Below are 26,888 nucleotides of genomic sequence, written 5' to 3' on the forward strand. Positions count from 1 at the left end.
CAACGGAAGTTTGTGAAATGCTTAACAAACTTATTGTATAACATTAACCTTTTTTTGAAAAGAGGAGATGTTGGCTATTTTCATTTAAGGGGATGGAGTTTGATTAAAGGTGTAAGTCCAGGAAAATGCGTCGCAAATAGTATTATAATAAAAGGATTAGTATAATTACACATACGAATGCAGCAGTTGATGAAATTTAAAATCTAAATCTAGAATATCTGTTTGGTGCAGTTGGACAACTTCAATTTGAAGTATTCGAGCATCGAATGAGGAATGAGTACAATGTTGAAGTCTTGATGGAGCGTTTGGGCAGTAAAATCACACGTTGGGCTGAAGATGAAAAGCTAGATGAAAAACTTCATAGCTCAAGAAGCATCCTTGTTAAAGACCGGTTTGATAAATATGCATTCTTATTTGAAAATGAGTTTGCACTTCGTTGGTTCCAAGATAAAAATCCTGACGTGGAATTATATAATCCAATAGATTTGAAATAATGAAGAAAGTCCGTGTGATGTACACGGGCTTTTTTTCATTATCTGGATCTTTTTTAATATTCAAAGTTTCTTTTCGTACATTATACAATGTACTATAACTTCAATTGTCTAACATTATGACCTTCCTGTATGTTGGCACTCGTAAAGTACTTTCGGAAATGTGGGGTAATTTCCTCGATTGATATAGTTCTTTCGGCCTGATAGAATGCATGCTAGTGAAAAATGGATGGATAGAATCACATCATAACCCTCCAATCGTCATGATAATAAAGGGGGTTTTTCTCGTTCTATAGGGAGATACAACCAAGATTATTACCCCAATTTACAGCATTAACATCTATCCTCTATTATTTAACAGAAGATACTAAATCTTCTAAAAAATAAGGAGGAACGGAATAATGAAATTTTCTAAAGGGAAACATGTTGTATCAGGCACCCTTGCTGCCGGGCTTCTTCTATCTACAACCTTTTCGATTCATCCATTGGCGGAGAAACCAGAAGTGACGGTTACCCATAAAAATGTTGAAGACATTTTATCGAACTTATCCAAGGAACAACGACAAGCAATTCAGAAGCTAAACGCTGGTCCTAACTTCACCATTTCTCCAGATATAAAAACAAATAGCCCGGAGCTGGTTTCCGTAATTGTTGAGTTCGAACAAGCTCCTGCACAGGTCGCCGTCAAAAAACAAGCGGTGCTTGGGAAAAAAATGACGATTGCTTCCGCAAAAAATAACGTAGATCAGTCACATCAAGAATTTAATAGCTATATTAAATCTTTGAAAAAGAAAAAAGATTTTTCCAAGTATGATTCCAGTAAATTAACGATAAACAGAGAATATAAACATGCATTTAACGGCGTTTCCATGACGTTGCCAGGAGTTGCGGTAAAAGATTTACTTCAATCAGGGGCAGTTAAACGAATCTGGAATAATGCAAAAATCCAATTGGAGCTTCCGGTTCAAGAAAAAGGAATCACTCCAAAAATGGCTGATAGCATTCCTCAAATTGGAGTAGATAAACTTCATGAAGAAAATATAAAAGGAAAAGGGATCAAAGTTGGTGTCCTTGATACTGGCATCGATTATAATCACCCCGATTTAACCAAAGCATATAAAGGATACAGAAGTAAAAAAGGCGAGAATCCTAAGGACATTGAGCCTTCATCGGTTAAGGGCTGGGATTTCGTCGATAATGATGCAGACCCGATGGAGACAACCTATGAAAATTGGAAATCATCCGGTCAACCGGAATTCACCAGCAGTGGTTCTGCTTACTATACAGCTCATGGCACACACGTTTCTGGAACGATCGCCGCAACAAAAACAAATGAAGTGGATTATGCAGTGAAAGGTGTTGCTCCTGAAGCCGACCTCTATACATACCGTGTATTAGGACCGTATGGTTCCGGTTCAAATGAAGGTGTAATAGCAGGAATTGATAAAGCAGTCAGTGATGGTATGGATATCATGAATCTATCACTTGGATCATCTGTCAATGATCCGCTTGATCCTACTTCTGTAGCGATCAACAATGCAATGCTTTCTGGAGTTGTCTCCGTTGTTGCTGCCGGTAATGCGGGGCCAGGTGCGAAAACTTTAGGCTCTCCTGGAACAGCTGCCCTTGGCATTTCAGTTGGGGCAAGTGATTCTGCCATGAAGATCCCTACCATAACTGCTGAGGCTGGAAAGAATACATTTGAAAACATGAAACTTTTAGGTAAAAACTTTTCGGATCGGATTGAAGAATTAACTGGTCAATCGCTTCCGGTCGTTTATACCGGCATTGGACAGGAAAGCGACTTTAAAGGGAAAGATGTTCGAGATAAAATTGCTCTTATTGAGCGGGGAACGCTTACGTTTGATGTGAAAATAAAGAATGCAAAGGCCGCTGGGGCAAAAGCAGTTATCATCTATAACAATGTGGATGGCGAAATCACCTCATATGTTGGGGAAGGAACTGATTTTATCCCTACTTTCCGATTAACCAAAGAAGATGGGGTAAAATTAAAAGCTGTTGAAAATGGATCCCTTACATTTAAAGATACAGGGAATACGAAAACAGTCGGAGATAATTTGGCAGACTTCAGTTCCAGAGGTCCAGTTAACGGAAATTACGATATTAAGCCAGATTTAGTTGCGCCGGGCGTTGCCGTTTTCTCCACAGAGCCGGAATATATCAATAGTCCAGATGATGGAATTGATTACACCACATCTTACGGACGTATGCAAGGCACTTCAATGGCTACACCGCATGTTACGGGTGTTGCTGCTTTAATATTACAAGAACACGGGGATTATGACCCATTTGATGTGAAAGAAGCACTCATGAATACATCCGTTGATTTACAAAAAGATCATTCGGTGAATGAAGTAGGGGCAGGCCGTATCGATGCCTATGATGCCGTGCATGTGGATACTTCGATAAAAGTATTGGATAAAACCGAAATTGTCGAAGGTGATAAAACGACAGAAATTAACGAGGAAACGGGCTCACTTGCATTTGGCCGGGAATATATAAGAGACAATGATGAAGCGATTGAACTCACGAAAAAAGTGGAAATTGAAAATAAGGGAAAAAAGAAAAAATATACCATTGATGTTGAATACCATAAAAATATTAAAGGTGTACAAGATGCCAATGCAAATGGCGTAAAGGTAAAAGTGAAGAAGTCGGTTACAGTGGCCAAAGGTAATTCCAAAATAATCGAACCAACCATCATCGTTCCTGCAACAGCAAAAGAAGGGGCATATGAAGGATACCTTCACATCACAAATTCTGAAAATGATGAAGAAACGTATCAAATTCCATTTTCGATCACCGTAACGGATAAAGGTATTGATTATGTTGAAACGGACAGTCCATCAATTGCTAATGATTTTCCGTTTTGGCAATACTATAATCCATTTATGAATGCAATGTTTCAGTTGAAAAGCCCAATGGAAACGGTGGATGTTATCCTAAAAGATACGAAGTCCGGTAAGCCATTAGGATTCGTAGGGAGCCTCAATGCTTCTAGGTTCGAACCAGATAGACCATATTATATTCTTTTTGCGTTTACTGGTCATGTATATCCATTTACAAACGATCCAGAGCATCCGATTTCCGATACGTATAAGAAACTTCCAGAAGGGGACTACACTCTAGAGTTCATAGGAAGTGATGAGTCGGGAAAAGCCTACTCAGCTGGCACGGCCGCAATAGTCGATAACACCCCTCCAGACGTAAAATGGGACAAAGAACCAGGCGTATATGAAATAAATGACTCGATGTTTACAGAAGAAGATGGTCAGAAGGCTTTCTATGTACACGGCAATGTCAATGATGCGACAGTAAAAGTACTTCAAGAGAAAGGTTTGGACTATGACCAAACTTCCAATACTATGTTTTACGATACGAGCAAATACGCATATTTTGGCAGGGAATTCCCAATCGATCCTGAAGGAAATACGAAATTCGGAATCGAAGAAAGTGATATTGCAAATGATGCACTTTATCTAAGGTTGGCAACTACAGATATGGCAACAGCAATGAATCCTCAAGATTATGTGTTTTTAAAAGAAGGGACTGAATATGTAACATCAAACTATGATAAAGAAGTGCTGAAAAAGGATGATACCTTTACCATGACTTTATCAGTCAATAATGTAAAACGGTTCCTTTCAGGAGAATATACGATCAAGTATGAAGGTGACCTTTATCAATTTAAAAATGCTAAACTTTCTAGTGAAATAAAAAAATATGCAAAAGAAAAAGGGTTGGATGTTTCTTTAACCAAGCCAGTCGTTAATGATGCTGATTATTTTAATGTAGTCAAAGTTGGCGCTGAATTAACAGGAAAGGCATTTAAAGGTTTAAACGGAGATATGCCTTTACTGGATGTATCCTTTAAACTTGTCGATGATACCTTTTATCATTTATATGCGGGATTGGATGTAGGGGAAGCTTCTTATATAAAACAAGGAGGCAATACTGCAACCGATCTTCCACATTACAGCGTTGACCGATATAAAATTATTTCTAAGCACTCAACTTTAAACGGATCGATTTCTCCAGAAGCGTTTTTAAGTGAGGAAGGTTATATAAAGCCAGGAAATATCACCAAAATCGGTGTGAAAGTTTATGCGCAATCAAAAGCTGGGAAAAAATATCCTGGAACACTTGATGATTGGGGACAATATATAGTCAAAGGGATTCCTGCATCAAACCAAGAATATACGCTTGTCGTTGAAACGCCATCACATCTTAAGAGCTATACAAACTTCGTTCCAGGTAAAGAAAAAGATGGAACACTTCTAGGACAGAATATTAGAATCAGGCCAAATATGAATCTAGCAGGAGATATCAATAAAGATAAAGTCATCGACATTAAAGATATTCAGGAAGTCGTTGATGCATATGGTATTAAAGATAACTCCTTAGTGAAAGAAGATATCAATCAAGACGGTATCGTTGATGAATTGGACGTCCGCCATGTCGAGAAAAACTTCTTGGCGAAAGGGCCGGATGCACCAAGTAATAAAGTGCCGAAAGAAAAAATCGGCAATAAAGGTTTGGAATACTTTTTACGTCTCATAGGACTAGAAACGAATCAATAGCATTTGCCCCAGGAAAGAAATTTTCCTGGGGCTTTTACTTTTTTTGCTATAATGGGAGGAAAAAGTTACATGGGGGAATTTTTGGTGGAGGGTAAAATCATTAAGTTTTATCGGGAAAAAGCTCAAATGACACAAAAGGAGCTTGTACAAGGAATTTGTTCCATTACACATTTAAGCAAGATTGAACGTGGGATTACCGAGTATTCCAAAGAGATGATAACCCTGTTATCCGAGAGGCTGCAAATTGATATAACAGAAGAAGTGAGAAAATACCATCTGCTGAGCGGAAAGCTTGATGAGTGGCAGAATGCTTTGATTTCACAACAGACGGAAGACACCGCTAGATTAAAAAAAGAAATAGAAGATGAGCCGCTTAGAGAGCTTCCTGATTTTCATGCTTCCTATAATTTAATCCTATCAAGGTATCATCTATTCATGAACCTTCCGGAGAAAGCGTTTGAAACGATACAAATCATCCAAGGGAAAGAGTCACAGCTCTCATCATACGAACGCAATTATTTAAAACATATTATGGGCATCTATTATTTTCTGACTGGACAATTCAAGGATTGCATCAACATCCTTACGAGCATTGATCATTCCGGATACCATCACAATGAGTATTATTATCATCTTGCACTGGCACACCATTCAACACATTCCAATATTGCATCCTACTATTACGCTGAAAAAGCGCTAGCCTATTTTCAGAAAACATTGAATGTACTAAGAATCATCGATACCGAAACGATGATGCTTGTTCAGTTGAACACAAGGGAACTTCACGACTTTGATGATACCAAGAAAAAATACGATTCCTTAATAAAAATGTGTGATACGTGCCAGGCATATGATCGTAAATCCAAGCTCCTTAACAATCTTGCTTTCGAATGTTATAGAAGGAAAAGGTTTGATGATGCACGAAAATTATACGAAAGGGCGCTTCAACTCGTTGATGAAGATAATCCTTTTTACACGATGTTTTTGGATGGATACATCAACAACGCGATAAAAGGAAAGTTATTGAATGATACAGAGCTCACGGACCTAGCTAAAAAAGGATTGAGACTTGCCCAAAAACATAATGGCATGCCACCCTTTTATTTTCAATTGCATCTATATGCAATCCAGGAAGAGGAAGAAAAATTCTACCGTTTAATAGAAGAAGAAGCTCTGCCCTATTTCCGGAAAACAGGCTACATAGTCCTGATCGATCATTATGAGAAAAAGCTGTTTCATTATTTAGTAAAGATCAATGAGTCAACCAAGGCATTGCAATTAGCCCAATTAATCATCGAATCACATAAAAGTCATTATGATGGAATGAATTGAACATATATCTATCGGAAGGAGAGTGGTAATGGTTTGCGTTTTATCAGTGAAGAGAAGTATCGCTGATAAAATCGTATTATACTAAAATATTCCTTTGACAATCTCCTGAAACTCCTATATATTTAGCTAGTACTTTAGTGCTTAAAAGCGTTTCAGTAATTGTGAGGAGTGAAAAGGTCCAAGCCTTACCTCAGAGAATATACAACATTGAAAGCGGGGAAATACATCATGCGTCTTGAAGATGCAAAGCTAAAACTCTCCTTACTTGAAGCAATTGGGGTTTTGGCCATTCTATTCTTAATCATTGCAACTGGTATCATACATTATGGACTTGCCCCCCATATTCCAATAATTGCGGCAATCCTTTTCTTATTTGTTTATGGGAAGATCAAGAAGCTGCCATTTTCGATTATGGAGGCGGCTATCGTCAAAGGTGCAGGTACTGGTATGGGAGCCATTTATATATTCTTTTTCATTGGAATGCTGATTTCCATCTGGATGGCAAGCGGGACGATCCCTACCATCATGTACTATGGGTTTGACTGGATTTCTGGGGAATATTTCTATGCGATCACGTTTCTGGTGTGTTCGCTAATTGGGCTCTGTATCGGGAGTTCACTTACAACATCAGCCACAATCGGCGTTGCTTTAATAGGTATGGCGACTGCGATGGATTTATCGTTGGCGATTACAGCCGGTGCAATCATTTCCGGTGCATTTCTTGGGGATAAAATGTCTCCATTATCCGACTCTACCAACCTTGCATCGGGAACGGTTGGAGCACCATTGTTTGAACATATTAATAATATGCTTTGGACTACGATTCCAGGTTTTTTAATATCGCTAATCATCTTTTACTTCCTTTCACCGAATGTCAAAGTTGCTCGTGTTGAGGAAATCGAAGCCATGACCAAAGCCCTGGAAATGGAAACGAATATAAGCATATGGAGTTTGATTCCGTTTGTCATCGTTCTAATCATGGCTTTGAAAAAGGTGTCAGCCATTCCGACATTGTCGGCAGGAATCATTTCGGCAGCCATCATCGCTTTCATTCAAACGCCTAATTTGACGGTTGCAAAACTAGCAGATATTTTATACGGCGGATTTGTACTCAAGAGTGGAATGGATCAACTTGACTCAATCTTATCGCGGGGCGGGATTGAAAGTATGATGTTCTCCGTTTCGATGGTGTTGTTGGCATTGGCCATGGGCGGACTATTGTTCGAATTGGGAGTCATACCTTCTATTTTAAAAGCGATCCAGGATTCATTGACGAGTGTAGCGAAAGTGATTTCCGCTACTGTACTTGCAGGAATCAGTGTGAATTTCCTGGTGGGTGAACAGTATTTGTCAGTTATACTGCCTGGGAAAGCCTTTCAGCAGAAATATGAAGATTTAGGCTTGCAGCCCAAAACGCTTGCGAGGGTACTTGAAGATGCGGGAACAGTTGTGAATCCTCTGGTTCCTTGGGGTGTTTGCGGTGTATTCCTGACACAGGTATTGGGTGTTTCAACCCTTGAATATGCCCCATTTGCATTCTTCTGCCTACTTTGTCCTTTGCTCAGTCTGATTTCTGGCTTTACGAAAATCGGTATCCATTATAAATGAAAAAAACAGGCGGTCGGTTTCGACTGCCTGTTTTTTTATGTGAAGTTCAATAACCTTACAGAGAAGGAAACCCCCTGACATGAAAATAAATGTCAGGGGTGTATTTGATCGATTATTTTGAAGACGCAATCTCATCTTTTGGGATGGACACGACCTGTTCTTTCTGTTCAAGTATATTCATTCGCATTACGACATTTTGGTATATGCCCATTGAAAGCATGAGCAGCAGTAAGGAAGATCCTCCATAACTGATGAATGGAAGAGTGATCCCTGTAATTGGGATAAGACCAGTCACTCCGCCAACGTTGATGCCAACTTGAATGCCGATCATGGATGAGATGCCGATCAATAAAAGACTTCCAAAAGGATCCTTGCATTTTGCTGAAAGCACAAACCCCCTTAGGACGATAAAACCTAGTGTCAAAAGAACGAACCCGACTCCGAATATCCCGAGCTCTTCTGCAATGACGGCCATGATGAAATCAGTATGTGATTCAGGCAGGTACCCGTATTTTTGTACACTGTCACCGAGTCCCACTCCAGTAAGGCCACCGGATCCTATCGCGAATAATGAATTGACGAGTTGATACCCGCTTTCTCCTGCCTTTCCGAAAGGGTCTGCAAACCCCGTAAAACGAGACACCTTATTTTCTGAGAGGACGGATGAGAAATTACCTGTCACGAGTACTCCTAATGCGAATATCGCAACGAATATCGCAGTAATCAAAGAAAGTTTGAATATGCTCTTAAAAGACATCCCGGATGAAATGATCATGGTACTTGAAATCAGGAAAATGACTGCTGCCGTTCCATAGTCAGGTTGTATCCCGATTAAAAAACAGATGAATACCAGAAAGAAAATCGGGGGGATGACGGCTTTATCAATACTATTGATTCGATCCTGCCTTTTTCCGTAAATGGCGGCCAGATAAATGATTATCGCCAATTTGGAAAATTCTGCTGGCTGGATCGATGCTGTCCCTACCTTGAACCAGCTTGTGGCATTTCCAGCTGTATGGCCGAAGATAAATAGCATCAAAAGGACACCGGCCATTCCAAACATCATAGACATCAAGAACATTTTGTTTTTGTACATCTTATAAGGAAGGATCATCGTGACGATCATTGCCAGGAATGAAATGAGAAAGGCCGTTTTTTGTTTCTCAAAAAAGAAATCCATGGGCTGACCGTATCGAGCAACAGCAGTAACCATACTCGAACTGTAAATCATGACTAAACCAAACAAACAGAGTAATACGACAGCGATGAAAATAGGGAAGTCGTATGCTTTAATTATTCTTTTCACTTGTGCGCTCACCTCAAATATGTATGCGCGAAAAAATCGCCTTCTTATATAGTAACGGAAAATCGGTTATATAGATAATAATTTTTATTCGATAATATGAATTTATCCTCCATTACCCAATATTAAACACTAAAACCGATAAACTAGTCTCCCGGATTTCCTTTTTGCTTATAGCCAAATTTGGATTCCTATACATTACCTTCGATAGTAAATGTGAATACTCCTTTTAATACCGAAAACTTTTTACTATATATTCCATTTATGCGGAGCTATAGAGATTACTATTCAAGGTTATTGATGACTGGGCCGTAGTTCATGGGTTTCACCAAATGAATTGTAAAACGTGACGTGATGTCGCGGATACTGTACACGAATTTGCTAAAAGAATAACTCATCTTAAGAGGTATACTTAGCTCCAATTATGTTGCAGGGAATCGAACAGGGATTTTATGGGGAGAGGGTAACGGTTGTGAACTTGGTTCCAATCGATTATATTATACAGGCTGCTGCGTCTCTGGCATTATATAAGAAGGTTCAGGAAAAAACTCGTACGTTTAGTAGTTTATGAACGTTTCTCTCATGAAGTGTTTAAGAAAAGTAGTCAGGCACTCTTATCAATCCGTCCTGGCATATTAAGGAGTGGAATAGAGTCGCTACTATAAAATGTCACTTAGAAAGGGCGTTTTGACAGCACTGCAGCCGAGAAGTTTTGCTGCATTTCAGGGAAGGGGTTCCTCCTAGGTCGATCTTTATTTAAAGGATAAAAATGATATGGATTACCAATAAAAATAAGGTAAAGCAAGGGGAGTAGTTATGGAAGAAATACATGACAAGTTGGAAGTGTTTTCTCCGGCAACAGGTGAGAAGATTGCGGAAATCGTCCCAACGCCATTGAAGTCGATTCCTCATATATATAAGAAATCAAGACATGCGTTCCAATCATGGTCGAATCTTCCCATCAAGGAACGACTGCACTATTTAAAACGGCTTCGATTATTGATGGTTGAAAAAATGGATGAAATAGCTGAAGTCGTTTCAAAAGATACGGGAAAAGTGAAAATTGAAGCGCTGGTTGCTGACATCATGCCCACGATTGATGCAATCAAGCATATCGAGAAACATGCAGTGAAGACTCTTTCCGGACGGAAGGTCACCACTCCACTCATGTTAATTGGTAAAAAATCTTATATCCATTATATGCCCCGTGGAACAATTCTCGTCATTTCACCATGGAATTATCCGCTGCAGCTTTCCATGGTACCTATTCTTAATGCTCTAGCAGCGGGAAATACAGTCATCGCCAAGCCATCAGAGGTAACTCCTTTAGTTGGTGTGTGCATCGAAAATCTGTTTCTTGAAGCTGGTTTCCCAGAAGGGACTATACAGTTTGCCCATGGAGGGAAAGAATTGGGTGCGGCATTAACTGAGCAAAAACCAGATTATATATTTTTTACTGGATCTGTAAGGACTGGAAAAATGATTGGTGAGGTCGCAGCAAGACACCTGATCCCAACGACTCTGGAGCTTGGCGGTAAGGATCCGATGATCGTTCTGCGTGATGCTAACTTGGAGCGGGCTGTGAACGGGGCTCTATGGGGGGCTTTCACAAATAGTGGGCAGGTGTGCATGAGTGTAGAAAGGGTATATGTGGAACGACCTGTTTATAAGGAATTTCTAATGCTTCTTAAAGAAAAAACGAAGTCCATGAGGCAGGGAGTGCAATCGAACGATGATATCGGTTCAATGACTTTCCCGGCACAAGTTGATATTGTGGCTGGACACCTGGAGGATGCACTGAATAAGGGGGCCGTACTTGAAACCGGAACACCTCCAAAAGAGTGGAAAAAGGGACAGACCCATTTCATTCCGCCGGCAATTCTGTCCAATGTCGATCATTCCATGAAAATCATGAAAGAAGAAACGTTCGGACCCGTGTTGCCTGTTATACCTTTCGATACGGAGGAAGAAGTGATCGCCCTGGCAAATGAAAGTGAATATGGACTCAATTCCAGCGTTTGGACAATGGATAGGGAAAAAGCAAGCAGGATTGCGTCACGGTTAGTAACCGGGGCGGTGACGATCAATGATGTGCTGATAACGGTTGCTAATCATCATTTACCATTTGGCGGTGCCAAACAAAGTGGGGTTGGCCGCTATCATGGCGAGCATGGATTGAAGATTTTTTGCCATGAAAAAGCGATCATGATCGATAATGGTAAAAACAATACAGAAATACAATGGTATCCATATGAAGGGAAATACCCGAGTTTTTTATCGCTGTTTCAGAACTACTTTTCTGCCAAACCGAACTGGATTCGTTTCGGCAAAGAATATTTGCGATTGATGAAATTATCCAAAGGGAACCGAAAGTGAGATCCATTTATAAAAAAGATTGTTATTTTCATAACTCGCGCGTATACTATTAATATACTTAATAACTGATTTTCCTTTTCAAAGGGGAGTAGCGTTAGGGTTCGCCCTAAAACAAAGTCGTCATTACGTGGATGTTAAACATTCATCGGCTTTGTTGACATGATTTCATGTTCAGCAAGACCTTTGCCTATACGGCAGAGGTCTTTTTATTTTGCCAATGCCAATAGGAAGGAAATACTAACTATTGGAGGTTGAATGGATGGAAGCATCAATATTATTGGAATATGGCTGGGTCCTTCTTATCTTGGTTGGATTGGAAGGGATACTTGCTGCGGATAATGCAGTCGTCATGGCTGTCATGGTTAAGCATTTGCCAAAAGAACAACAGCGAAAAGCCTTGTTTTATGGTCTGATGGGAGCTTTTGTTTTCCGCTTTGCAAGTTTATTCCTTATTTCCTTTCTTGTCGACGTGTGGCAAGTTCAAGCAATCGGTGCGATTTATTTACTTTTCATTGCTTTTCAGAACATTTACAAAAAATACGCTGGTAAAGGTGATAAGGAAATCAAGAAACCCAAAAAGCAATCTGGCTTCTGGATGACCGTGGTAAAGGTTGAAGCGGCTGATATAGCTTTCGCAATCGATTCCATGTTGGCTGCCGTCGCACTGGCTGTTACACTTCCTGCAACAGGCTGGATGAAAGTAGGCGGTATTGACGGAGGGCAATTCGCTGTCATGTTCCTCGGAGGTTTGATTGGATTGGTCATTATGCGATTTGCAGCAACTGCATTCGTGAAGTTGCTTCATCAGCGTCCTTCACTTGAAATGGCAGCATTTTTGATTGTGGGTTGGGTTGGAGTGAAATTGGCGGTACACACACTTGCACACCCTTCATTGGCTGTCATCGATCATCATTTCCCTGAATCAACTCTTTGGAAATCGATTTTCTGGGCTGTTTTGATTGGAATTGCAGCAGGTGCTTGGATCATTTCAAGCAAAAAAGAAAAAGAAGAGAAAAAAATACAGGAAGCTTAAAAAAACAGGCGTGCTGGTCACGCCTATTTTTTTTGCTTCTTAATGTATTTATGGAGATTACCCTCAAAAGCGCAGGTATGTTTACGTATGATATGTTAAAAGATGTGAATATTAAATTCCGGTTATAAAAATGACAATTGTCCCATTGTATTGGACGAAAACCCGGAAAAAGTTATTTTACTGTAATTGCACTGTAATAAACGAGAAAAAACTAAGTATTTTATCATGTTGATATATTATGTGATTTCATTTAAATTGCAAAAATAGTTCTTTTGGTACTGTCTTTTAGACTCCCTCCGCTTAAGATAAGTATGTTGATGCGTATTTTATGTTCAACAGGAGCGAGGTGAGCAAATGCTTGGATTGTTGTTTACAGCATTCAAAAAAAAGCGTTCTTTAGAAGAAACCGTATTGAAAATTCAACAAGGGGATATTAGCCTTCGTAATGATACTATAGAGTCATTCAAACCTTTTATTGCGAAAACCGTCTCGTCGGTTTGCAAACGTTACATATACGAATCGGATGATGAATTCAGTATTGGTATGATTGCTTTTAACGAGGCAATCGATAAATATTCCCCGGAAAAAGGCCGTTCTTTATTGGCATTTGCCGAAACCCTCGTTAAACGAAGGGTTATAGATTATTTAAGAAGCCAATCCAAACAAAAAGAAGTACTATTGGATTTATCACTGAATGATGATAATGATCAAAGCCATATATATATCGATAATGAAAATTCCATCAATGAATACGAGAAGCAGAAGGAATCGGAAAGAAGAAAAGAAGAAATTCAGCTTTATATAAGCCATCTACAGGATTTTGGTCTGTCATTTGAGGATTTAGTTGAAAACTCTCCCAAACATGCAGATGCCAGGAAGGGAGCTATCATGATCGCTAAATTGTTAATGGAAGATGACGAACTGAAAGAAACCCTGTTTGCAAAAAAGCGGCTGCCCGTAAAACAGCTTGAGGGAAAAGTGGAAGTAAGCAGAAAAACGATTGAACGGAACAGAAAGTACATCATTGCTGTGGCAATCATAATAAACGGAGATTTTTTGTATTTGAATGATTATATAAAAGGGGCTATCGATGGATGAAAAAAGGAGTTATTCTTTCAGTTAATAAGCGATATGTAACCCTATTGACCCCCGAGGGTGAATTTCTGAAAACCAAAAGGCAGGAACGGGTATATGAAGTGGGTGAGGAAATCACTTTTTCACCTGCTAAACAAAATTTCACTTTAGCTTTTTCCAATTTTTATTCATCTTTCAAAAAAACGGCCGTGCTAAGCATTGCCTCCACCTTCTTGATACTCTTTTCGATTCTTCCTTCTTATTTCTCTGGTCCCGTGTCGGCATATATGACGATAGATGTGAATCCAAGCATTGAATTGGAGCTTGACGATGATTTAGAAGTTCTCAAACTTACCGGTTTAAATGAAGACGGCAAGCTTGTGATTGATCATCTGAAGGACTGGAAAGGCAAGAATATAAAGACTGTTACAAACCGAATCGTTGAAACGACGAAGCAACTTGGTTATTTGAAAGGAAATAAACAAATAGTCGTTTCCACAACGTTATTGGAAAAAAATAAAGAACTGGATAAGAATTTAAAAGAAGAGATAAAAGAAATATCTAAGCAGGATAATGTTTCTGATACAAGAATGAAAGTGATCCAGGCAACAAAAAGCGATCGGAAGCAAGCAAGGGAACAAGGCATATCCACGGGTAGGTATCTCGAAAAGAAGTTGAATAAAGATAAAGGAAAGGTAAAAGTCAATAAGAGGGAGCCTGCTCCAGCGCCAGATAAAAAAATCGAGGGAAAGGTTGTTATTCCGAAAGAGAAGGGTGTAACGCTGAGTACGGAAAACAAATCGGATTGGGAAAAGAAAAAAGAGAATGATGCAATTGAAATAAAGCAAAAGCCGGCAAATGAAGCCAAACCGACTGAAAGGAAAGGCCCGGCAACGCAATTTACCAAAATTAAGGAACAAACCGAACGGGTAGATACAATTGGAAAACGGAATGCCATAAATGGAAACAAGGAAAAAAGCAACAAGCCAAAAGGAAAATCGGATAGCGATCACAGCAACCAATCAAAGAACGAGCAGAAAAATGAAAAGAGTGATAAAAAGATCGATGTGAAAAAAGTTCCATCAGTCAATGAAAAGAATAATAATGATCATAAAAAGCACGACAGGCAGGATAAACAAGGGAAGCAAAATAACCAGGATAAACAAGATAAACAAGGTAAGCAAGATAAACAGGATAGGCAGGATAAACATGGTAAGCAAGATAACCATGATAAGCAATATAAACAAGATAAGAAAGATTGGGATAAGTCGAAATGGGGTAAAGGCAATAATGGAAACGGAAATGGACATAATGATTAAAAAGAGTCCAGCATGCAGCTGGACTCTTAGCCATGGATATTAAATTGTAATAAGAATTATTGACCTTTAAGTTGAGATTGTGCTTGTTGTACAAGACGTTTCGTGATTTCTCCGCCAACTGAACCATTGGCACGTGCTGAAGTATCGGAACCTAATTGTACACCGAATTCAGATGCAATTTCATATTTGATTTGTTCTAATGCTTGTTCGATTCCAGGAACAAGAAGGTTGTTACTGCTGTTAGCCATTTGAATCTCCCCTTTACTTTTTCAACGGCTTTTGCCGCTGTAATGATAGTATAAGTAGAATGTGGAGTTTTACTTATATGAGCAGCATCAAAGTTATTGGTAAACCTGCCTATTTGTTGTAAGTAAGTCAGTTTTAAAAGAGAATGGAAAAAAGAATGAAAAAAGAATGAAAAAAGGGTAAACTAGATTTTTAATGGTTATGTGATTCGCATAACTATAAAGGAGTAAGAAAGGAAACTCTTTATGTTTGCTATCAAAAAAATATTATCAAAGTTAACACCCGCTCAGCTTATCGTCGGTTATTACTTTTTGGCCGTAAGTATCTCGACCATACTGTTGAGTCTGCCGGTTGCTCTTAAGCCAGGCGTGGAATTTAAATTCATGGATGCATTATTCACAGCCGTAAGTGCAGTTAGTGTAACAGGCCTAACAGTTGTTAGTTTACCCGAAGTGTATAATGAGGTAGGCTATTTCATTCTAATGTTTGTTCTCCAATTTGGCGGTATTGGCATTATGACACTTGGAACGTTTTTTTGGTTGATTTTGGGTAAGAAAATCGGTTTGAAGGAAAGACAATTGATCATGACAGATCAAAACCAATCGAATCTTTCGGGGCTTGTTAAATTATTGATTCAAATCATTCAGATATTTGTCGTAATTGAAATGATTGGAGCTCTAGTTTTAGGCATTTACTTTCTGAATTATTTTCCTAACTGGAAAGAAGCCTTTTTAAATGGCTTATTTTTAGCCATAAGTGCCACCACGAATGCTGGTTTTGATATTACCGGTATTTCAATGATTCCATTTAAAGACGATTATTTTGTACAGTTCATCACGATTATCCTGCTTACCCTTGGAGCAATCGGGTTTCCTGTCTTGATTGAGTTGAAAGAGTTTTTATCCAATAAAGCCCGTACTTATAAGTTTCATTTTTCTTTGTTCACGAAGCTGACATCAGTCACTTTCTTTTCCCTTATCATTGGGGGAACGATCCTGATTCACTTGCTGGAAATGAACGGGTTTTTTAAAGATAAAAACTGGCACGAATCTTTTTTTTACTCTCTATTTATGTCATCGAATACTAGAAGTGGTGGCCTTGCAACGATGAATGTGAGCGATTTTTCGGAACCGACCCTTTTATTGCTGAGCATTTTAATGTTCATTGGAGCATCCCCAAGTTCAGTCGGGGGAGGGATACGGACAACGACTCTGGCCATCATGATTCTATTTTTATGGAATTTCATGAGGGGAAGGCGTTCCATTAAAGTGTTCAAGCGGGAGATTCATCCCGATGATATTCGTAAGGCGACAGCAGTTATGATCATGGGATCGCTCCTTTGCATAATTGCGGTCTTCATTTTATCGATTACTGAGAATTTTACTTTGATGCAAATCATTTTTGAAGTATGCTCGGCTTTTGGTTCAGTTGGACTTTCGATGGGAATTACGCCTGAACTCAGTAATACGGGTAAGATTGTCATTATGATCATTATGTTCATTGGCCGTGTTGGGATAACGTCCCTCCTGTATATCATAGGCCATAAAGAAGTTACGGAAAATTATCATTATCCAAAGGAACGTGTCATCATTGGGTAAATGATTTAAGTAGAACATTACCTTTCCATCTAGGAAAGGTTTTTTGTTTTGTTTGCAGGAATCATGGACAAAAATGTTGAAATTTACCTATAAGTGAGTAATTCAACTATTTAAACATACAAAAATATGCTTAATTTGCCCCCTTACTTTGAATTCATTCGGATGAAGTATAAATCATTTTGGTGAGGAGGTGGAAGAAGTGAAGAAATATACTGGAAGGATCTTTGTCCCTGCCCTTTTCTTCATATTGATATTACCCTATATAGGGTGGCTGGGGCATGAAGAACGAAGGTTTTCCGCCTTTGCAGGAATATATTTAATCGTAATTTTAACCATTGCCTGGTGTTTGGGTGCCATCTTCGATCATAACCGGAAAACGATTGCTTTGTTGCAGGATAGCGAAGGGCGTTATCGCATTATCTCCAATTATTCTAAAGAATTAATCAATAGCTTCAATGAGGTCGTTTTCCAAACGGATGAGAAAGGTAAATGGTTGTATTTAAACCCGGCATGGAAATCAATGAGTGGTGCAACCGTGAATGAATCCCTGGGGCTTCACTTTTCTAAGCATATGGATAACGCTTCTTATCAAGACGTATTAAAGACCTTTGCGGACTCCTTTCATCGAGGGGATAAATATTTTCGTGCGGACATTAAACTAAATGCGAAAAAGGGAACAAGTTGGGTTGAAGCATTCGTTAAACTAATTTACGATGACGCTGGGAAATTTATCGGGACGGCGGGCATATTATCGGAAATCAATGAACGTAAACATGCGGAGGAAAAGCTTGTGAGCCAAAACGAACACCTGGCAATCACATCAAGCAAATTATCAACGGCTGCCCAACTTGCGGCAGGGATTGCACATGAGGTCAGGAACCCGATGACAGCGATAATGGGATTCGTGAAGTTGATTAAAGATGGCGGTTCTGAAAAGCAGGAATACTATGATATTATTTTTTCGGAAATAAATCGAATCGAGCAAGTTCTGAATGAACTCTTGCTGCTATCGAAACCTGCTGAGGCGGTTTTTCTTGAGAAGGATTTAAAGGAGAGCTGCAACCATGTCGTAACGCTGTTGGAGACAAATGCCGTACTGAACAATATTCAAATTCATAAAAATTATGATTCAGAACCTATTTTTATGTACTTTGATGAAAATCAAATCAAGCAAGTATTAATAAACATGATAAAAAATTCCATAGAATCGATGCCGAATGGCGGAAATATTTTTGTGAGCATAAATGAAAAAAATGGGGAAGTTTTTTTGAGCATTTTGGATGAAGGGGAGGGTATCCCGGAAAACTCCCTTCAAAAAGTAGGAGAGCCATTTTTCACTACAAAAACAACAGGAACGGGATTGGGTCTTTCCGTTTGTTTTAGAATCATCGAAAAGCACGGAGGAAAAGTTTTCATCACAAGTGAACTGAAAAAAGGTACGAAAATCGTTTGTATCTTTCCAACCGTCCAACAAAGGGAATATAGTGAGAACGAAAAGGTCCGGATGCAGGGCCACGAATGACAAGAAAATAATGATTTAATCGTTGAAAAAATCTGAATATTATGTATATACTTTAAGAGTAATAACATACTAACCGGTTAGTAAGTTTAAAAGGAGGAATTCAATTTGAACTTTGAACATACTCAAAAGGTGAAAGATCTGGAAAAGAAGTTAACGGAATTCATGGAAAAGCACGTTTACCCAAATGAATCAATATACAAGAAGCAGCTTGAAGCACAGAAGAGCCGCTGGAGTGAAATACCCCCGATTTTATCTGAATTGACGGCAAAAGCAAAAGAAGAAGGATTATGGAATTTATTTTTACCTGATAGCGGTTATGGCGCGGGTTTAACAAATCTAGAATATGCCCCGCTTTGTGAAATCATGGGTAGGTCGTCGATAGGGCCTGAAATCTTCAACTGTAATGCGCCGGACACTGGTAATATGGAAGTGTTGGTGAGATACGGTTCAGATGAACATAAGGAACTCTGGCTGAAGCCCTTGCTTGCTGGGGAAATTCGCTCATGTTTCTCGATGACAGAACCGGAAGTGGCGTCTTCCGATGCGACCAATATCGAATGCAGGATAGAAAAGACGGGTAATGAGTATGTCATAAACGGCCGAAAATGGTGGTCTTCAGGCGCAGGTGATCCCCGATGCAAGATTGCCATCGTCATGGGTAAGACGGATCCTGAGGCGTCCAAGCATGAACAACAGTCAATGATTCTTGTACCGCTGGATACACCGGGTGTCAAAATCGAGAGAATGCTCCCTGTGTTTGGTTATGATCATGCCCCGCATGGCCATGCCGAAATCACTTTTGAAAATGTGAGGGTCCCGGCAACGAATATTCTATGGGGGGAAGGCAAAGGATTTGCGATTGCCCAAGGAAGACTCGGACCCGGAAGGATACATCATTGCATGAGGCTGATCGGCGCTGCTGAAAGAGCTCTTGAAGAATTATGTAAGCGCATTCAAAACCGTGTCGCTTTTGGTAAAACATTGGCGAGACAAGGTGTGATCATGGAGTGGGTTGCTGATTCACGCATTGAAATCGAACAAGCAAGACTTCTGACCTTAAAAGCTGCTTATATGATGGATACTGTCGGGAACAAGGAAGCGAAGGCGGAGATTGCCATGATAAAAGTGGTGGCACCAAATATGGCATTGAATGTGCTGGACAGGGCCATCCAAGGCTTTGGAGCTGCAGGGATTTCCGATGATTTCCCTTTTGCTGCACATTGGGCAAATGCACGGACTTTAAGGCTTGCTGATGGTCCCGATGAAGTTCACCGCTCACAAGTTGCTAAGATAGAACTTCGAAAATACCAGCAAAAGCATGAGGTGAAAATATGAAAGTTACCGACTTATTCGATCTAACTGGAAAGACGGCGATCATAACCGGTGGAGGGAGAGGATTGGGAGCACAAATAGCGACCGGCTTTGCCGAAGCTGGGGCAAATGTCGTTCTTTGTTCAAGGAAGAAGGAGGCATGCGACGAAGTTGCTTCACAAATCGAAAAGTTTGGAGTCAGGGCGCTTTCCCTGAAGTGTGATATCACCAATCCTTCAGATGTACAGGAAGTTGTTAACGAAACTTACCGTGAATTTGGTGCCATCGACATTTTAGTAAACAATAGCGGGGCATCCTGGGGGGCACCAGCCGTCGACATGCCCCTTGAAGCATGGCAGAAGGTGATGAATGTCAATGTAACCGGAACCTTTATCATGAGCCAGACAACAGGCAGGGTCATGATTGAACAGGGACATGGGAAAATCATAAACATCGCTTCCGTTGCCGGATTAGGGGGGACCGACCCGAGGGTGCTCGATACGGTCGGATATAATACGAGTAAAGGGGCGGTCATTACTTTAACGAAGGATTTAGCTGTTAAATGGGGTCAGCATAATATCAATGTTAATGCAATCGCACCCGGGTTCTTTCCGACAAAAATGACGAAAGGGGTTCTTGAGCAAGGAAAGAATCCTATCTTGGATTCCACGCCGCTAAAAAGATTAGGGAGTGATGATGATTTGAAAGGGGCAGCGGTTTTCCTGGCCTCAAAGGCATCCGATTTTGTGACTGGAAATATCTTGATTGTCGATGGGGGTTCACATGCAAAGTAATGAAAGATGAGTAAATATGGCTGGAGGGTATGAAATGATGAATGAAAAAAAATGGCTTTCCGTTTATCCTGATTCAATTTCAAAGGAAATAAAAGTCCCTGAGTTTCCGATGCAAAGGATCCTTCAAAATGCATGTCAGTCCTATCCAAACAATACAGCTATTACTTTTTATGACCGAAAGATATCCTATCAGGAACTTTTTCATGCGTCGCAAGCCTTTGCTTCAGCCCTGCAAAAAAAAGGTGTTCAAAAAGGCGATCGTGTCGCCATCATGCTACCTAACTGTCCGCAATACGTTATAGCTTATTATGGATCGTTGGCAACAGGAGCCATTATCACCCAAATCAACCCAATGCTGGTTGAAAGGGAGCTTCAGCATATTTTACATGACTCCGGTGCTGAAACGATCGTTGTATTGGATGGATTATACCCGAAAGTGAAAAGTGTTCAGCAACATGCAAATCTGAAAAATATCATCGCCGTAAGCCTTCAGTCTTCGGATGCAGATTTCCAGCCTGATGCTTCTTTTGACCAATTCATGAAGGCGGGGGACGGCAAAATCAATCACGTATCAATCGATCCGGAAAATGATATAGCCGTTCTACAGTATACAGGAGGAACAACCGGCCGTTCAAAAGGGGCGATGCTGACTCACAGCAATATTCTGGCCAATGTCGTTCAATCGTATGAATTCTTCAAGCATGAATTAAAAATGGGCTCTGAAAGAACGCTGTCGGTCATCCCGCTTTTTCATGTTTTTGGAATGACGTCCGCAATGAATTTATCCGTGTATATTGCGGGTGATTCCATCATGCTGCCACGATTTGAAATAGAAGAGGTGCTGGAAACAATTAAGCGTGAACAGCCGACCACTTTTCCTGGTGTACCGACCATGTATGTAGCGTTGACGAATCATCCAAAGGCAGAAGAATATGGAATGGGCTCAATCCAGGTCTGTAACAGCGGAAGTGCACCGATGCCCGTGGAACTGCTGCGTGAGTTCGAACGAAAATCAGGTGCGAAGATATTGGAAGGCTACGGTCTTACGGAAGCTTCGCCAACAACGCATTGTAACCCGGCATTTGCAAAAAGGAAGCCTGGGAGCGTCGGGATTGGTTTCCCTTCGACTGAATATAAAGTGATGGACCTGGGGGACGGGACAAAAGAAATGGCCCCTGGCGAATTGGGGGAATTGGTCGTCAAAGGACCTCAAGTGATGAAAGGTTACTGGAATATGCCGGAGGAAACGGCGGTGACCCTTAGGGATGGTTGGCTTTATACGGGTGATATCGCCAAAGTTGATGAAGACGGTTATCTCTATATTGTCGACAGGAAAAAAGATTTGATCATCGCAAGTGGTTATAATATATATCCGCGAGATGTAGAGGAAGTTCTTTATGAACATCCTGCTGTCCAGGAAGCGGTTGTCATCGGAGTTCCAGATGCTTACCGAGGGGAGTCGGTAAAAGCTGTGCTTGTACTTAAAAATAATAAAACGGCAAATGAACGGGAAATCATCGATTACTGCCGAGCAAACCTATCGGCTTATAAAGTTCCGCATTTCGTTGAATTTCGTGATGAGTTACCGAAAACAAATGTCGGAAAGATTTTAAGGCGTGCTTTAAGAGAAGAACTTTCCAGGAAATAAGAGGGCTTTGATAGTACGAACGCGTATGATATCAATTCAGCTGAAATTTTAACAGATTGCGAGGATGCAAACATGAAAGAAAAAATGACAGAACATAGCATACGCTTATTTGAAAAGAAGGGCTTTAGTGAAACGTCGATTTCCGATATCGTCGAGTCGGTCGGGGTTACGAAGGGAACGTTTTATTATTACTTTACGAGCAAAGAGCAGTTGCTTATGGATATTCATCTAGCTTATATAGGCGAGTTGCTTAGTGAGCAGGAAATAATCATGTTGGATCCTGGGAAAAGTTGTAGGGATAAGCTTTTCGATATGGTATTGATGCTGTTAAAAAGCATCAAAACCAAAAAATCCAGCGCAACGGTGTTTTTCCGTGAAATGAAAAATCTAAGTGATGAAAAACTTGCACAAATCCTTCCTAAGCGGGATGAGTTCCGTAATAAAATCGAGCAAGTGCTGATTAGCGGCATCGAGAACGGAGAACTACGTTCCAATCTCGATGCATCCATCATCTCTTTTGCTATTTTGGGTGTGGCCAATTGGAGCTATCATTGGTTCGACCCAGAAGGTGAAAAAACCGAACAGGAAGTTGCAGCCATTTTTATGGGGATGATTCTGCAGGGAATTGAAGCGTGACCAGGTTACATACTAACCAGTTAGTAGAAGGGAGATAGAAGGCATGACCAACAAGCAAATTCAATCAATAACCGTAATTGGGGCTGGGCAGATGGGGCATCAAATTGCGATGCTTGCTGCACTTGGAGGTTACGAAACGATTCTTCAGGATGTTCAGGAAAACGCGTTGAATACAGCCCAAGAAAAATTGGACGTCATTTTGACTAAATGGGTTCAAAAAGGAAAATTGTCCGAAGATCGTAAGTTGGCTGCTTTTAGCCGTCTTCAATATACCACCGATCTTGAGAAAGCGGCCAGTGGAGCTGATTTGATCATTGAAGCGGTTGTTGAAAAACTTGATGTGAAACGGGAAGTCTTCGCTAGACTTGAAGAATTGGCGCCAGCAGAAACCATTTTTGCAACGAATAGTTCAACGATTGTCAATAGCCTGATTGCTAGTGTGACGAATCGTCCGGATAAGTTCATTAATATGCATTTCTTTTTCCCGCCTCTAATAATGGATTGTGTTGAAGTTGTCGTGAGTGATCAAACATCGGAGGAAACAGCGAAACTTGCGATGGAAGTCACAGAGAGAATGAATAGGACAGGAGTTTTGTTAAGGAAAGAGATATCGGGATTCGTAGCAAACCGAATTTTGGGAGCGTTGCAGCGTGAGGCCTTATATTTGTATGAGGAAGGAATTGTGGACTATAAGGATATCGATTTAATTTGCAGGAAAGCTTTAGGCCATCCCATCGGCCCTTTTGAACTGATGGATCTATCAGGTATTGATGTGGGATATTTTGTCATGAAGCAGCGATACAATGAAACTGGAAATCCAGAAGACAAGCCAAATGCTTGTATAGAAGAAAAGGTGAATAAAGGACAATTAGGCAGGAAAACAGGAAAAGGCTGGTATGATTATCCAAACCAAGGAGTGAAGAATTGATGACAAAATTAATTAGAGTGGTTAAGGAAAATAAGCTTGCGGTCATCACCATCGATAATCCTCCATTAAACGTAATCAGTAAACAAGTATTCAGAGAATTGGGAGAAACATTCGATGAACTTTCAAAAGATACTGAAACTGTTGCGGTACTCATAACCGGTGCAGGCAATATCGCATTTGCCGCTGGTGCTGATATAAAAGAATTCCCTAACATGATGGGGAACCCGAATATGAAAGAAATGGTAAAGGAAAGTCATGCCATCCTAACCAAAATCGACCAGTTACCTAAACCTACGATAGCTGTATTAAATGGCCTGACTTTGGGCGGTGGATGCGAACTGGCTCTGGCGTGTGATTTGAGAGTGGCAGAAACACAGGTTCAAATTGGTCTGCCGGAAGTAAAATTGGGCTTATTTCCTGGAGCTGGCGGTACACAGCGTTTGTCCAGACTTGTAGGAAACGCAAAAGCAAAAGAGATTATATTTACCGGTGATCCGCTTGGTGCCATAGAAGCGGAAAAGATCGGGCTTGTCAATAAAGTCGTTGAGCAAGGCTGCGGCTTATCGGAAGCGAAAATCTTGGCCTCACGATTGACAAGGCACTCACTTCAGGCACTTTCGAGAATCAAGAAAGCGATTAATGAAGGAAGTGAGGCAACGCTTGAACAAGGTCTAGAGATTGAAACGAATCTTTTTCAAGAAATCTTCCAAACTGAAGATGTTAAAGAAGGGGTTTCCGCTTTCTTGGATAAACGTAAACCTGCTTTCGTACATCGTTAATCAAGGAGGGGTCTTATGCATGAATTGGAAGTCAACGTCCGTTTTTCCGAAACGGATGCTTTGGGCCACATCAATAACACAAGCTATTTCATATACCTCGAAGAAGCACGCATGAAATTTTTTGAAGATTTAGGCCTAGCGGCGAATGTCGAATCTTGGAATTTTTTGTTAGCCTCCACTAAATGCGACTTTATTGCTCAGGGATTTTTCAATCAACTCTTGACCATCCGTACATCTTTGACAAAGGTAGGTACGAAAAGTTGTGAAATGGTCCATGATATCCTCTGTTCACAAACTGGGGAAGTGATTGCTAGGGGAAGTGCAGTTTTAGTCTGTTTTAATTTTTTGAATCAAAAAAGTGAACCTATTCCTGAATTTATTAAAGAAAAGCTCATTTCACATCTTGTTCATAATTAGAATGAAAAAAGTCTAAAGGAGGGAAGAACATGGTTGACGATACGATTCCTGTTCGGCCCGGCGAGGAACTGAATATTGTTGCATTAGAAGGTTTCCTAAGAAAAAATGTATTGGATCTTCCAAATGAACCGTTAGAATTGCAACAATTTTCCACGGGCTATTCCAATTTGACCTATCAGCTGAAAATTGGTGAGTGGGAGGCTGTCCTCAGAAGGCCACCTCTTGGTCCTGTTGCTCCAAAGGCACATGATATGAAGCGTGAACATCATATCCTTTCTTCAATCAACCCATATTTTCAAGCAGCTCCCGAGCCTATTCTGTTCTCGGATGATGAATCGATTGCGGGGGCCCCTTTTTTCCTAATGGAAAGGAAACATGGAATTGTAATAGATACCGAATTTCCCAAGGGAATCGAGCCTACTGTTGAAAAGTGCAGACAGCTTTCATATGTGATGGTCAATCGGCTTGCTGATCTTCACTCGATTCCCCATGAGAAAACGAGGTTGGTGGAAATTTCCAAACCTGAAGGGTTCATTGAAAGACAAGTACGCGGATGGATTTCCCGCTATGAGAGAGCAAAGACAGATGAAAACAAGGAAATTCGTCCGCTTATCGATTATTTTCAACAGAATATCCCGAAATATAGCCAGACTTCAATTATCCATTATGACTATAAGATCAATAATGCCATGTTTAACAAGGATCTTACAGAGATGGTTGGTTTATTTGATTGGGAAATGTCCACCGTTGGTGATCCGCTAGCCGATCTAGGAGTGGCTTTAAGCTACTGGACGGAAAGCGGTGACCCGGAACTTATCAAATTCGGTGTGGGTCAAGCGTCAATCACGACTTTAACCGGTTTCCTGACACGAAGGGAATTTATCGAGTCGTATGCAGCAAGAAGCGGCAGGGATGTTTCCAACGTCGATTTTTATTTAACCTTTGGTTATTTTAAGTTAGCTGTCATCCTTCAGCAAATCTATTATCGATATAAAAAAGGCCAGACAAATGATCCCCGTTTTTCCAATCTCGGAAAAACGGTTAAAAGCTTACTCACTCATGCTGCAAATGTAGCTGCGAAGGAAGTTTAATTAAATGGAATATATACAAAACATTCATTTGCTACTAAAAAAAGAAGAGATAAATAGGGAAAAGCTTCAAGAGGGGGATAAAGTTGCGGTCATCCTGGATGTGTTATTAGCGACCACAACGATTATTTCAGCACTTCATGATGGAGCACGCCAGGTGATACCTGTCATGGATCCAGTGGATGCCTTGGTGAAATGCCAGGAATTGGACCAGGGGGATTCCATAGTGGCAGGGGAACTAAAAGCAAAGCCGGTTGATGATTTAATGTATCCAAGTCCGACGCTATTGAGTAAGTTGGTACCTAGCAAAACTTTAATATTGTCCACGACTAATGGAACGGTTGCGCTAAGGAATTCAGCCGCTGCCAAAAAGGTTTATATCGCATCTTTGTTAAATAATCCGTCAGTTGCTGAAAAAATAAAAAAACATCATAAAACAGAAACGATCATCATCGTTTGTTCGGGAAACTCTGGTGAATTCAGTCTGGAAGACTTTTACGGGGCAGGTCATTTGATAGATTGCCTGATTGCTGGATCACAAGGTACGTTCATACTCAACGATGCAGCAAAGGCTGCAAAAGCGCTTTATCGAACGAATAGCGAAAATGCCTTTGATATCCTGAAATCATCATATGTCGGACAGTTGTTTGACAAACACAGCTTGATCGCAGATTTGGAATTGGCGGCGCAAAAAGGTTCGATGGATCTTGTCCCAGAGTTGGTGGATGGAAAGATCGAAGCTGAATTGAAAAGGCAGGAAACGTAGTTCAATACCTGGATAAGG

At 40.4% G+C, this 26,888-nt stretch carries 20 protein-coding genes and 1 pseudogene; 19 read left to right on the plus strand and 2 right to left on the minus strand.

Annotated features, from left to right (window positions below):
* Positions 1-212 precede the first annotated feature (212 nt).
* From MKY17_RS07135 to nhaC, 4 genes and pseudogenes are all read left to right on the plus strand, one after another.
* Positions 213-494 (plus strand): annotated as a pseudogene (locus MKY17_RS07135) (peptide chain release factor 3); the annotation flags it as partial.
* A 398-nt stretch (positions 495-892) separates the two neighbouring features.
* Positions 893-5,092, plus strand: a complete 4,200-nt coding sequence (locus tag MKY17_RS07140) for a S8 family serine peptidase (RefSeq protein ID WP_339201592.1) — start codon at positions 893-895, stop codon at positions 5,090-5,092.
* Positions 5,093-5,161: 69 nt separating this feature from the next.
* A complete protein-coding gene (locus MKY17_RS07145; RefSeq protein ID WP_260399647.1) occupies positions 5,162-6,424 on the plus strand; it encodes a helix-turn-helix domain-containing protein in 1,263 nt (420 codons plus the stop codon).
* A 228-nt stretch (positions 6,425-6,652) separates the two neighbouring features.
* Positions 6,653-8,032 carry a Na+/H+ antiporter NhaC gene (gene nhaC / locus MKY17_RS07150; RefSeq protein WP_098371192.1) on the plus strand — a complete coding sequence of 460 codons (1,380 nt, stop codon included), beginning with the start codon at positions 6,653-6,655 and terminating at the stop codon, positions 8,030-8,032.
* Between the two features lie 112 nt (positions 8,033-8,144).
* Here nhaC and MKY17_RS07155 read toward each other — a convergent pair whose 3' ends face one another.
* Complete coding sequence (locus MKY17_RS07155) at positions 8,145-9,338, minus strand: FtsW/RodA/SpoVE family cell cycle protein (protein ID WP_286177014.1); 1,194 nt, start codon at positions 9,336-9,338, stop codon at positions 8,145-8,147.
* Between the two features lie 813 nt (positions 9,339-10,151).
* Between MKY17_RS07155 and MKY17_RS07160 the strand changes: the two genes are divergently transcribed.
* The 4 genes from MKY17_RS07160 to MKY17_RS07175 all read left to right on the plus strand — a co-directional run bounded on the left by MKY17_RS07160 (position 10,152) and on the right by MKY17_RS07175 (position 15,137).
* On the plus strand, positions 10,152-11,711 hold the full coding sequence (locus MKY17_RS07160) for an aldehyde dehydrogenase family protein (RefSeq protein WP_098371191.1): 1,560 nt from the start codon (positions 10,152-10,154) through the stop codon (positions 11,709-11,711).
* Between the two features lie 259 nt (positions 11,712-11,970).
* Positions 11,971-12,744: a TerC family protein gene (locus tag MKY17_RS07165; RefSeq protein ID WP_098371190.1), complete on the plus strand. Its 774-nt coding sequence runs from the start codon at positions 11,971-11,973 to the stop codon at positions 12,742-12,744.
* A 354-nt stretch (positions 12,745-13,098) separates the two neighbouring features.
* Positions 13,099-13,842 carry an RNA polymerase sigma factor SigI gene (gene sigI / locus MKY17_RS07170; protein ID WP_076366895.1) on the plus strand — a complete coding sequence of 248 codons (744 nt, stop codon included), beginning with the start codon at positions 13,099-13,101 and terminating at the stop codon, positions 13,840-13,842.
* Complete coding sequence (locus tag MKY17_RS07175; protein WP_098371189.1) at positions 13,839-15,137, plus strand: anti-sigma factor domain-containing protein; 1,299 nt, start codon at positions 13,839-13,841, stop codon at positions 15,135-15,137. Before sigI ends, MKY17_RS07175 begins: the two co-directional genes overlap by 4 nt.
* A 56-nt stretch (positions 15,138-15,193) precedes the next feature.
* Here MKY17_RS07175 and MKY17_RS07180 read toward each other — a convergent pair whose 3' ends face one another.
* Positions 15,194-15,385, minus strand: coding sequence for an alpha/beta-type small acid-soluble spore protein (locus MKY17_RS07180; protein ID WP_034314196.1), 192 nt, complete (start codon positions 15,383-15,385; stop codon positions 15,194-15,196).
* A 243-nt stretch (positions 15,386-15,628) separates the two neighbouring features.
* Here MKY17_RS07180 and MKY17_RS07185 point away from each other — a divergent pair, with 243 nt between their 5' ends.
* From MKY17_RS07185 to MKY17_RS07235, 11 genes are all read left to right on the plus strand, one after another.
* A complete protein-coding gene (locus tag MKY17_RS07185) occupies positions 15,629-16,981 on the plus strand; it encodes a TrkH family potassium uptake protein (RefSeq protein WP_098371188.1) in 1,353 nt (450 codons plus the stop codon).
* A 199-nt stretch (positions 16,982-17,180) separates the two neighbouring features.
* Entirely contained in the window at positions 17,181-18,503 is a 1,323-nt protein-coding gene (locus tag MKY17_RS07190) for an ATP-binding protein (protein WP_141992464.1), read from the plus strand.
* 105 nt (positions 18,504-18,608) lie between these two features.
* The gene (locus tag MKY17_RS07195; RefSeq protein ID WP_098371186.1) at positions 18,609-19,838 is read left to right on the plus strand and encodes an acyl-CoA dehydrogenase family protein; all 1,230 of its coding nucleotides are present in this window, start codon (positions 18,609-18,611) and stop codon (positions 19,836-19,838) included.
* The gene (locus MKY17_RS07200) at positions 19,835-20,608 is read left to right on the plus strand and encodes an SDR family oxidoreductase (RefSeq protein WP_098371185.1); all 774 of its coding nucleotides are present in this window, start codon (positions 19,835-19,837) and stop codon (positions 20,606-20,608) included. The genes MKY17_RS07195 and MKY17_RS07200 overlap by 4 nt, the downstream gene beginning before the upstream one ends.
* A 37-nt stretch (positions 20,609-20,645) precedes the next feature.
* A complete protein-coding gene (locus tag MKY17_RS07205; protein ID WP_098371393.1) occupies positions 20,646-22,256 on the plus strand; it encodes a long-chain fatty acid--CoA ligase in 1,611 nt (536 codons plus the stop codon).
* A 72-nt stretch (positions 22,257-22,328) separates the two neighbouring features.
* Entirely contained in the window at positions 22,329-22,892 is a 564-nt protein-coding gene (locus tag MKY17_RS07210; protein WP_098371184.1) for a TetR/AcrR family transcriptional regulator, read from the plus strand.
* A 43-nt stretch (positions 22,893-22,935) separates the two neighbouring features.
* Complete coding sequence (locus MKY17_RS07215) at positions 22,936-23,820, plus strand: 3-hydroxyacyl-CoA dehydrogenase family protein (protein ID WP_339201598.1); 885 nt, start codon at positions 22,936-22,938, stop codon at positions 23,818-23,820.
* Positions 23,820-24,599, plus strand: a complete 780-nt coding sequence (locus tag MKY17_RS07220; protein WP_339201600.1) for an enoyl-CoA hydratase — start codon at positions 23,820-23,822, stop codon at positions 24,597-24,599. Before MKY17_RS07215 ends, MKY17_RS07220 begins: the two co-directional genes overlap by 1 nt.
* Positions 24,600-24,614: 15 nt before the next feature.
* Positions 24,615-25,016 (plus strand): thioesterase family protein, encoded by a 402-nt coding sequence (locus MKY17_RS07225; protein WP_098371181.1) that lies wholly within the window; start codon positions 24,615-24,617, stop codon positions 25,014-25,016.
* Between the two features lie 29 nt (positions 25,017-25,045).
* A complete protein-coding gene (locus tag MKY17_RS07230) occupies positions 25,046-26,107 on the plus strand; it encodes a phosphotransferase family protein (protein ID WP_098371180.1) in 1,062 nt (353 codons plus the stop codon).
* 4 nt (positions 26,108-26,111) lie between these two features.
* Entirely contained in the window at positions 26,112-26,870 is a 759-nt protein-coding gene (locus MKY17_RS07235) for a 2-phosphosulfolactate phosphatase (RefSeq protein ID WP_339201602.1), read from the plus strand.
* Positions 26,871-26,888 lie beyond the last annotated feature (18 nt).

The organism is Peribacillus sp. FSL P2-0133 (assembly GCF_037975445.1).
Lineage (GTDB): Bacteria > Bacillota > Bacilli > Bacillales > DSM-1321 > Peribacillus > Peribacillus simplex_E.